Consider the following 9,101-nt stretch of genomic DNA (forward strand, 5'->3'; position numbering starts at 1 on the left):
GATTTTGCATGGATGAAAAAAATAAATTTTGTTGAGGTTAAATTGAGATTGACTTTGTATTGTATAAGTATGAAATAAAAAGGAATCAGGTGATGTACAATGAAAAAGCATAAAATATGTAAAATCCTTCTTGTTATACTGGCAATTTTTTTATGTGTGGCTTTTTATGAATTGCTCGGAATCTGCGTTGCATATAAAAAGCAGCCGGAAGTGTCCAATACAACCAAAAAAGAAACAAAAAATGGGTCATGGAACGAATGCAGTGAAAATACAGAACGGGCAGTAATTATAGAAAAGAATCCAGAAGCGCTTTTACAAAGAGTGCGTTTGATCAAGAATGCAAAAAAGGAAATTATTCTTTCTACTTTTGCATTTCAATCCGATGAAAGTGGAAAATTGATTTTAGGAGCACTGCATGATGCGGCAGACAGAGGTGTACATATTCGTCTGTTAGTAGATGGAATGGAGAGCTGGATTGATATGGAAGGAAATCCGTATTTCTATGGATTATCTTCCCATGAGAATGTTGAAATTAAACTGTATAATAAGGCCAATCCGTTGAAACCGTGGAAAATGATGGGTAGAATGCATGATAAATATTTGATTGCAGATGGAAAGAGATATATTCTTGGGGGAAGAAATACATACAATTATTTCCTGGGTGATTTTCCGGGACATAAAAACTATGACAGAGACGTGTTAGTGGTTTGCGATGAACCTGAGAAAGAAAATTCAGTTAACCAGTTGTTAGAGTATTTTGAAACGATATGGGAACAAGAAGACAGTGGTTATTTTCATGACAATAAAAAACTGGCAAATAGAAAATCTGTAAAGAATGCAGTTTTAGAGCTGCAGAACGGCTATCAGAAATATTTTGAAGAGAATAAGGAAAGAATCTGCGATACCGATTACACGGACGAAACTTTTGAGACAGAAAAGATTGCATTAGTGTCAAATCCTATCCACACAGGTCCCAAGGAACCAGTAGTCTGGTATCAACTGGGAGAACTAATGAAAAATGCAAAAGAGCGCGTGAAAATTCATACACCATATATTATCTGCAATGATATGATGTATAATACATGGAAAGAGATTGCGGAGAGAGTTCCGGATTTTTCTATCATGACCAATTCGGTTGCCAACAATGGAAATCCGTTTGGTTCTGCTGATTATGCGAGAAACAGAAACAGAATTTTAAATACAGGAATTGATATCTGGGAGTATGAAGGCGGCTATTCTTACCACGGAAAAAGTATTCTGATTGACGATGATCTGTCTGTAATCGGTTCCTTTAATATGGACATGAGAAGTGCATATCTGGATACGGAACTGATGCTTGTAATACGCAGTAAAGATATTAATAAACAGTTGGAAGAGGGCATGATGGAATATGAAAAAGTGTCCCGCCAGATATTAGAAGGCGGAACTTATAATGATCCATATCATGTAGAGCCAATCGAATTAACAAAGAAACGTCAGAGAAAAATATTTTTGGTACAGCATCTGCTTGGATGGGCAAGGTATCTGTTTTAATAAGGAGGAAGGAAAACGTGTTTCAAATATTGATTGTAGAAGATGATAAAGAATTAAGCCAGCTATTCCAAAAAGTGCTTGAGAAGAATGGATATCAGGTCAAAAGTGCATCGGATGGAGCACAGGCATTAGAAGTATTGGATAAGGAATATATTGATCTGATCATTTCTGATATTATGATGCCGGTTATGGATGGCTATGAACTGGTGTCAGAACTTCGTTCAGCAGGATATCAGATACCAGTGCTTATGATCACTGCGAAAGGTTCCTTTGATGATATGCGCCAGGGATTTCTTTCGGGAAGTGACGATTATATGGTAAAACCGGTAAATGTGAATGAAATGGTTTTAAGAGTCGGAGCACTGCTTCGCCGTGCACAGATACTGAATGAACACAAAATTGTGATCGGTTCAACAGAGTTTGATTATGATGCAATGACGGTTACAACTGATAAGGAAAGTCTTGTTTTGCCTAAAAAAGAATTCCTGCTTTTATATAAGCTTGCAGCTTCGCCAGGCAGAACATTTACAAAACAACAGTTGATGGATGAAGTATGGGGATACGAGACGGAGGCAGACCCACATACGATAGAGGTACATATAGGAAGAATCAGAGAGCGTTTTAAAGATAACCCTGATTTTGAAATCGTAACAATGCGTGGAATTGGATACAAGGTGGTGAAAAAATAATGGAACAAAAGAAAGAAAAAGGATTGCGGATCCGATCCTGTCTGACTGGTGCAATCTGGCTGGCACTTGTATTTTCAACAGTCATATCTGCTTTATTATTTGCTTTTTTGAATCATTTTTTTAATCTGCCGGGCAGCATACCTGTGCTTGGCTGGCTTTTGATTTTCAATACATTGATTGCAGGGCTGATCACTTCCTTTATTAATGCAAAGTTACTGGAACCAATTACCAGACTTAGTAAAGCAATGAAGGAAGTTTCTCGGGGAGATTTTGAACAGCATTTGGAAACGAATAGCCGTATAGCAGAAGTTGGAGAATCTTATCAAAGTTTTAACGTTATGACAAAAGAACTTCGTGCAACAGAGGTGCTGCAGATGGATTTTGTATCTAATGTTTCTCATGAGTTTAAGACCCCGATTAATGCCATTGAAGGATATACAATGCTGCTTCAGGGAGAAGAACTGTCTCCGGATCAAGAGGAATATGTAGAAAAAATCTTATTTAACACCCAAAGACTTTCCGGATTGGTTGGTAATATTTTGCTGTTATCCAAGTTAGAGAATCAGAATATACCAATGAAAAAAACAGAATATCGTCTGGATGAACAGATCCGCCAGGCATTTCTTTCATTGGAAACAAAATGGACAGAAAAAGAAATTGGTTTTCAGGTAGAATTGGAGGAAGTTAAATATACTGGGAATGAAGGACTTTTTATGCATATCTGGATAAATCTTTTGGATAATGCGATTAAGTTCAGCCCTTCAAAGGGGACAATTACGATGTTTCTGAAACAAGAACAGGATTCTGTTAAGTTCATTCTGGAAGATGAAGGACCAGGAATAGAGGATGATGTAAAATCCAGAATATTTGACAAGTTCTATCAGGTAGATGGATCTCATAAAGCAGAAGGAAATGGCCTAGGTCTTGCACTTGTAAAACGGATTGTAGATAGTGCCGGAGGAACAATCAAAGCAGAAAACCGTGAATATGGTGGATGCAGATTTGTTGTAGAGCTTCCAATACAGAAAGATGAGGCCATATAAGTTTAAGAAAAACAGATAGAGGAGGAATTACATGACATTTTATCAGGAATTGCAGTTAAATCAGGCAGGTTCTAAAAACCTGTTGAAAAAGAGTGAAACACTAAAAGAAAAATTATATCATATGTGGGTATATCTGGTGAAGATAGCTGCTACAATGGCATTTTGTTTTTTATTTGTTACTATTTTCAGTATCTTATTTGGAAATGAGAATAGTATTGTGGGTGTAGTAGTTTTATTATGCCTTATGGTATTTCGGAATGCGGATCTGGGGATCCACACCGGACAATCTACGATGCTTTTGGCTTTGTTCTTTGTAATTATGACTGTATGTCCGCATTTAGCAAATCAGTTTTCACCGGTATTGGGAATGCTGTTAAATATTGCGGCACTGGCTGTGTTGATTCTGTTCGGATGCCATAATCCATTCATGTTTAATCAATCTACATTGGTTCTTGGGTATCTGCTGCTATATGGTTATGATGTTACGGGAAAAAGCTATCAGATGCGATTAGTCGGAATGGCTTTAGGTGCAGCACTTACCTGCTTCGTATTTTATCGAAATCATAAAAACAGAACTTATAAAAGAAATCTGAAAGATCTGATACAAGAATTTGATATCACTTCTTCCAGAACAAAATGGCAGATATGTCAGATTTTATGCGTACCGATTGTCCTTTGCATTGCAGAACTTTGTAATATGCCACGTGCAATGTGGGCTGGTATTGCGGCCATGTCCGCGATTTTGCCATTTATGGAAGATATGCACTACAGAGTCCGTAAAAGGATTGTCGGAAATATTGCAGGTGTTATATGTTTTACAGTATTATATTTTCTGCTTCCTTCGTCAATCTATGCATATATAGGAATTCTTGGTGGAATCGGTGTAGGACTTTCAGCACAATATGGCTGGCAGGCAGTATTTAACACATTTGGTGCTTTAGCCATTGCTGCAGAGACTTATGGACTACAAGGAGCGGTTAGTCTTAGAGTGATTCAAAATGTTTTTGGTGTTGTGTTTGCATTAGCATTTTGTGTTATATTTTATTGGTTTATGTCAAAAAAAAAGGAAAGTGAGGCGACCGTACATGCAGAGTGAAGTGAATCAGGAAGAAAATTTGAATAGAATTATTACGGTTCCTAATCTTCTTTCTTTTTTTCGGCTTTGCTTGATTCCGGTAATTATATGGAGCTATTGTGTAAAGAAAAATCCTCTGTTAGCTGGAGAAATCTTATTGCTGTCTGGTCTTACGGATCTTGCTGATGGATATATCGCAAGAAGATTCCATAGGATTAGTAATTTGGGAAAAATACTTGATCCGGTGGCCGATAAGCTGACACAGGCAGCGATGTTAATCTGTCTGTTTACTCGGTTTCCGCATATGCTTCTTTTAATCGTAATAATGGCAGGTAAGGAGCTGTATATGGCAGTCAGTGGATGTCTTGTGATACGAAAGACAGGAAAAGTACATGGTGCAGACTGGCATGGAAAGATAGTAACCTTTTTATTATATGGAACTGCAGCGGTGCATATTATATGGTTCCACATTACACCGATGGTATCAGATCTGTTGATTGGTTTGTGCGTTATAATGATGGTCATATCGGTTGCTCTGTATATTATCCAGAATACCAGGACTCTTAAGGGAGAGACTGTATAAGCAATTTTATATTGCAATGACTAGAAAAATATTTAGGAGAAGATAGATATAAACAGTAAGTCAAACACACAAACTATGGAGTCTTTAGTCGGTTTAATAAAATTTTAGATAGAAAATAAATCATTCAATGTCATTTAGATAAGGTTTTTTATGATGAAAACAGTATATCATATGCGTTCATGCATTGAAAATACTGTTCAGTTAAGAAATGCTGTATTTTTTAGGTGCACTAATGCGTAGAAAGCAGGTGTATGATGAGTTCAAATCATTTTAGGTTTAAGAAAATAATTTATGATCGTGTAGATGATGCTGATGTAAAAGTGACATCAACAAGTGCGATTGCTCAGATGTATATACGTAAACAGAATATTTTCACGGAGAAGAAGATATTTCCTTATGCCAAAATGGAAGACTTGAGATTAGATTTGTTACCTAAAATCAGGGTTATGGCCCAGAATCATGCGGGTGGGCAACATCCATGGACAGCAATGGATGATTAGGAACTATTGAAAAGTGCAGGACTGTATGGCAGAGATGTTGTTACAGGAGAAGAGGGATTCAATCTTGCAGCACTTATGCTTCTTGGAAAAGATGATGTGATTTTAAATGTTGCACCGACTTATGTGACAGATGCACTTGTAAGGAAAGTCAATGTAGATCGTTATGACGATCGGGAAATTATTAAGACAAATCTAATCGAAAGTTATAGTCAGCTTCTGGATTTCGGAAGAAAGAATTTGCCGGATAAGTTCTTTTTGGAAGGAGCTGTAAATAAGAGCCTTAGAAACACGATTGTAAGAGAAATGGTAAGCAATACCTTGATGCATCGGGAATTTACAAGCAGCTATACGGCAAAATTCGTGATTGAAAAAGATCGAATGTATGTGGAAAATGCAAACCGTGCAACCAAGGAAGGTTTTATAACAGTAGATAATCTGGAACCCAATCCAAAGAATCCGATTATAGCAGCATTTTTTAGAAATATCGGTTATGCTGATCAGCTTGGATCTGGGGTACGTAAACTATTTAAGTATTGCAAATTCTATTCAGGTAAAGAGCCGGAATTTGTTGAAGGAGATGTGTTCCGGATTATTGTGCCATTGGATGAGGAGTATTCTTTTGACTTTGGAGTTAATAATAAATCAGTGAGTGAAACTTTGGATGATAAAATTGCAACTTTAGAGAGCGACTTAAAAAGAACAAAAAATAAAATTGAGACTTTGGATTGCGACTTTGAAACAAAAGAGGAGTTGGAGATTGTTCAACTGATAAAAGAAAATCCATCTATCACACAAAAAGAAATTCAACAAAGGACAGGTATTTCATTAGGAACAGTAAAAAGAATTTTACCTAAACTACAGAAGAAAGGAATTCTTGTTAGAGAGGGCGGTAAACGTTTTGGCAGATGGATTATAAAATAAAATATAGCTTTTGCTAGTTGTTAAAAAACTGTGATAAACTAAAAGAGAAAATTTTATAGAGCAGGAGGGCTGATTTATGTGTCAGATAGTATTAAGTATACCGGATGAAGTTCTTTATGATACAAAAATGAGCCATGAGCAGGTGAATCAGTTTGCAAGACAAGCGGTGGCTCTTAGATATTATACTCAAAGTGGCGTCAACATAGGTTATTGTTCTCAGATAGCAGGAATGACAGAAGAAGAATTTATCAAATATTTAGGTCGAAATCATATATCGATCTTTCGGTTTGATAATGAAAAAGAATTCTTGGAGGAGTTGAATAATGCGTAAAGTAATTGGGAATTCAACACCGTTGATTATTCTGTGCAGGCAGATTAGATATTTTGGTACTTCGTATCTTGAGGATTTATAGAGAGATCTGGAAAGCTGCCTCCTTTCCATGGTTGTTTGGGTATAAAAAATAGTAATCAGTAGTAATCAGTAAACGAATGCCGTATAGCCCCATAAATCAGGGGTTACAGCACCCTGGGGAAAGAGTTCGATTCTCTCATCCCCTGTTGACTGAAGAGTCAGAAACCTTGATTTTCAAGGCTTCTGGCTTTTTCATTTTCCGGGTAATTCCAATGTAGTCAAACAGGAATCGTTCTTAAAATGAAAAATCAATTAATATTTAAATTCGTTTTATTGCTTTCAAATTTTTCTATTAAAATTTTCCCCATTATAATAATTTCTTTTTTCCAAGGATTCCCAAATATTCCATAGTTCCAGTCGGGGTCAAAAAATAAATGATAATCACCATTCGGATAGTAGGTAGGAAAATACACGTTACATTTTCTGTTAGTGTCATAATATTCATAATCAAAAGGGATATATTCTTTTGGAGAAAATAAAAAACAGTCATGTTGCCAATCAAAGGCATACACTTCATCGCTTACCAACTCTTCCAAAAAAGAATTAATTAGATATTCCTGTTCATCTGTCCAAGGAGTGTCTTTGTGATATGTCTTATTCTCATTAGGAATTTTTATCCATTCAAATTGTCCGTGTATCTTGGGGGTGAATTTATATTCATTATATAATTTGTTCCATAAGAGATTTTCTGTATTTTGTGGAATAATTTTCAATAGTACATTCCCCCTACGGTTATAGTATTCTATTCTTTATTATGTATATTTCTTAAGGTATGATAATATATTTTCATATCCGAATCTACTTGTTCTTTACTTCGCATACTATAAGTGTCTAAGTTGGTTGTATCTACGCTTAGACCAAGCATTCTGCAGATAATGTCAACTTGCCACACCTCAAGTGGGATTTCCAATTTCCTATCGTCATAGGCATCTATTACTAATGTTACAGATTTAATATTATCTTTTCTTTTGATGTTATTTTTCATCGTATCGTATTCTTCCTTTATTTGCAAATCTCTGATAAAGCTTTGTCGACAAAATCCATCTATGTACCCTCTTTTTAATACAATTCCATTTTCTGTAACCATTGTATCATGAAACGATATTCAAGTCATTTGAAAATCTAAATCATTTTAGGTTTTTCTAACTTTATAAAAATAGTTGACAAATAATAAATACCACTCTATAATCGTTCTAAAAAGAACGATATGGAGGAGAAAATGTATTTTTGGGATAAGCATAAAACAATAATAAGTTATTATGAGTTGCTTTCAGGCGCGGTATGTGATCGGTATGAGTTAACACAGATGGAATATGACATACTTATGTTCTTGCATAATAATCCGCAGAATAATACTGCAGCAGAAATCGTAAAGATTAGAAAATCAACAAAATCTCATGTGTCCACTTCGTTGAAAACCTTGGAAAACAAAGGGCTTGTTGAAAGGAAACAAAGTAAAGAGAATAAAAAGCATATTGAGATTTTTTTGCTGGATAAGGCAGAGCTAATTGTGGAAGCAGGATTAAATGCACAAAAAGAGTTTGCGAAAAATGTTTTAAGTGGAATGACAGATGAAGAGAAGCATATGTGTATGAAGGTATTTGATAAAATCTGTAATAATGCAGAAAAATGTTTAAGGGAGCATAAGGAGAAGGCAAATGAAAACTAAGTTTTAATTAAAAAGGAGCAGGATTTATAATGAAAGAGAACAGTTACAAACCACAGATGCCAGATGTGATGGAAGCAATATTTGATGCAGCGTATTTGCTTTTTGATCTGGTTGCAGCAATTTTATTTTTTATATTTTCAAAGGGAAATGTGTTGTTTATTCTTTATGGAATATTGACATTGACACTTTGTGGAGGAGATGCTTTTCATCTGGTACCAAGAATTATCCGGGCAGTGCATGGAAGTAATGATAAAATAAAGAGACAGTTAGGGATTGGATTGCAGGTATCGTCTATCACAATGACAGTATTTTATATTATGTTGATGTATATCTGGAAATTAACATTCCCAGAATTAAAAATGCCAGTCATCATTGAAGCTATCATATGGATATCGGCAATCGTCAGAATTGTGATATGCATATTTCCACAGAATAACTGGTGTACGGATGAAGGTAATATGAAATTATCTATTATTAGAAATGCAGTCTTTGCAGTGACTGGCGTAGGAGTAATTATCCTGTATATCATATCGGGAAATACTTATGGATATCATATGACAAGAATGGTTGCAGCTATCATTATTTCTTTTGGCTGTTATCTTCCGGTAACTTTATTTAGTAATAAAGACTTCCCATACCCAAAATGGGACTTGTACCTTGAAAACTCTATATTTCA

12 protein-coding genes are annotated in these 9,101 nt (G+C 35.5%); 10 read left to right on the forward strand and 2 right to left on the reverse strand.

Translation table 11 applies throughout. The features are described 5' to 3' along the window. Positions 1–99 precede the first annotated feature (99 nt). The 8 genes from LI164_RS08120 (at position 100) to LI164_RS08155 (ending at position 6,675) form a co-directional block, all read left to right on the forward strand. The gene (locus LI164_RS08120; RefSeq protein WP_117605994.1) at positions 100–1,533 is read left to right on the forward strand and encodes a phospholipase D family protein; all 1,434 of its coding nucleotides are present in this window, start codon (positions 100–102) and stop codon (positions 1,531–1,533) included. Next, positions 1,512–2,222 carry a response regulator transcription factor gene (locus LI164_RS08125; RefSeq protein ID WP_003693048.1) on the forward strand — a complete coding sequence of 237 codons (711 nt, stop codon included), beginning with the start codon at positions 1,512–1,514 and terminating at the stop codon, positions 2,220–2,222. The genes LI164_RS08120 and LI164_RS08125 overlap by 22 nt, the downstream gene beginning before the upstream one ends. Beyond that, on the forward strand, positions 2,222–3,265 hold the full coding sequence (locus LI164_RS08130; RefSeq protein ID WP_015559634.1) for a HAMP domain-containing sensor histidine kinase: 1,044 nt from the start codon (positions 2,222–2,224) through the stop codon (positions 3,263–3,265). The genes LI164_RS08125 and LI164_RS08130 overlap by 1 nt, the downstream gene beginning before the upstream one ends. A gap of 31 nt (positions 3,266–3,296) precedes the next feature. Continuing rightward, positions 3,297–4,361: an FUSC family protein gene (locus LI164_RS08135; RefSeq protein WP_227086979.1), complete on the forward strand. Its 1,065-nt coding sequence runs from the start codon at positions 3,297–3,299 to the stop codon at positions 4,359–4,361. Next, positions 4,351–4,923: a CDP-alcohol phosphatidyltransferase family protein gene (locus tag LI164_RS08140; protein WP_227086980.1), complete on the forward strand. Its 573-nt coding sequence runs from the start codon at positions 4,351–4,353 to the stop codon at positions 4,921–4,923. The genes LI164_RS08135 and LI164_RS08140 overlap by 11 nt, the downstream gene beginning before the upstream one ends. A 251-nt stretch (positions 4,924–5,174) precedes the next feature. Next, positions 5,175–5,423, forward strand: coding sequence for a hypothetical protein (locus LI164_RS08145; protein ID WP_227086981.1), 249 nt, complete (start codon positions 5,175–5,177; stop codon positions 5,421–5,423). Positions 5,424–5,429: 6 nt separating this feature from the next. After that, positions 5,430–6,344 carry a winged helix-turn-helix transcriptional regulator gene (locus LI164_RS08150; RefSeq protein ID WP_227086982.1) on the forward strand — a complete coding sequence of 305 codons (915 nt, stop codon included), beginning with the start codon at positions 5,430–5,432 and terminating at the stop codon, positions 6,342–6,344. A 76-nt stretch (positions 6,345–6,420) separates the two neighbouring features. Then, positions 6,421–6,675: a UPF0175 family protein gene (locus LI164_RS08155; RefSeq protein ID WP_005335453.1), complete on the forward strand. Its 255-nt coding sequence runs from the start codon at positions 6,421–6,423 to the stop codon at positions 6,673–6,675. Positions 6,676–7,004: 329 nt separating this feature from the next. On the opposite strand, the gene LI164_RS08160 is transcribed toward LI164_RS08155, so the two are convergent. Then, complete coding sequence (locus LI164_RS08160) at positions 7,005–7,469, reverse strand: DUF2716 domain-containing protein (RefSeq protein ID WP_173793975.1); 465 nt, start codon at positions 7,467–7,469, stop codon at positions 7,005–7,007. A 29-nt stretch (positions 7,470–7,498) separates the two neighbouring features. Further along, positions 7,499–7,741: a hypothetical protein gene (locus tag LI164_RS08165; RefSeq protein ID WP_040015651.1), complete on the reverse strand. Its 243-nt coding sequence runs from the start codon at positions 7,739–7,741 to the stop codon at positions 7,499–7,501. A 234-nt stretch (positions 7,742–7,975) separates the two neighbouring features. On the opposite strand from LI164_RS08165, the gene LI164_RS08170 reads away from it, so the two are divergent. Further along, entirely contained in the window at positions 7,976–8,425 is a 450-nt protein-coding gene (locus LI164_RS08170) for a MarR family winged helix-turn-helix transcriptional regulator (RefSeq protein WP_168934055.1), read from the forward strand. Positions 8,426–8,454: 29 nt separating this feature from the next. Continuing rightward, positions 8,455–9,101: hypothetical protein (locus tag LI164_RS08175; RefSeq protein ID WP_227086983.1), on the forward strand; the 647-nt coding region annotated here is incomplete at its 3' end.

It is taken from the genome of Dorea sp. 210702-DFI.3.125 (assembly GCF_020560945.1).
Taxonomy (GTDB): Bacteria; Bacillota; Clostridia; order Lachnospirales; family Lachnospiraceae; genus Dorea; species Dorea formicigenerans.

Coding starts and splice junctions, on each gene's coding strand:
- LI164_RS08120 (WP_117605994.1), top strand. CDS start 100: ATGAAAAAGCATAAAATATGTAAAATCCTTCTTGTTATACTGGCAATT.
- LI164_RS08125 (WP_003693048.1), top strand. CDS start 1,512: ATGGGCAAGGTATCTGTTTTAATAAGGAGGAAGGAAAACGTGTTTCAA.
- LI164_RS08130 (WP_015559634.1), top strand. CDS start 2,222: ATGGAACAAAAGAAAGAAAAAGGATTGCGGATCCGATCCTGTCTGACT.
- LI164_RS08135 (WP_227086979.1), top strand. CDS start 3,297: ATGACATTTTATCAGGAATTGCAGTTAAATCAGGCAGGTTCTAAAAAC.
- LI164_RS08140 (WP_227086980.1), top strand. CDS start 4,351: ATGCAGAGTGAAGTGAATCAGGAAGAAAATTTGAATAGAATTATTACG.
- LI164_RS08145 (WP_227086981.1), top strand. CDS start 5,175: ATGATGAGTTCAAATCATTTTAGGTTTAAGAAAATAATTTATGATCGT.
- LI164_RS08155 (WP_005335453.1), top strand. CDS start 6,421: ATGTGTCAGATAGTATTAAGTATACCGGATGAAGTTCTTTATGATACA.
- LI164_RS08165 (WP_040015651.1), bottom strand. CDS start 7,741: ATGAAAAATAACATCAAAAGAAAAGATAATATTAAATCTGTAACATTA.
- LI164_RS08170 (WP_168934055.1), top strand. CDS start 7,976: ATGTATTTTTGGGATAAGCATAAAACAATAATAAGTTATTATGAGTTG.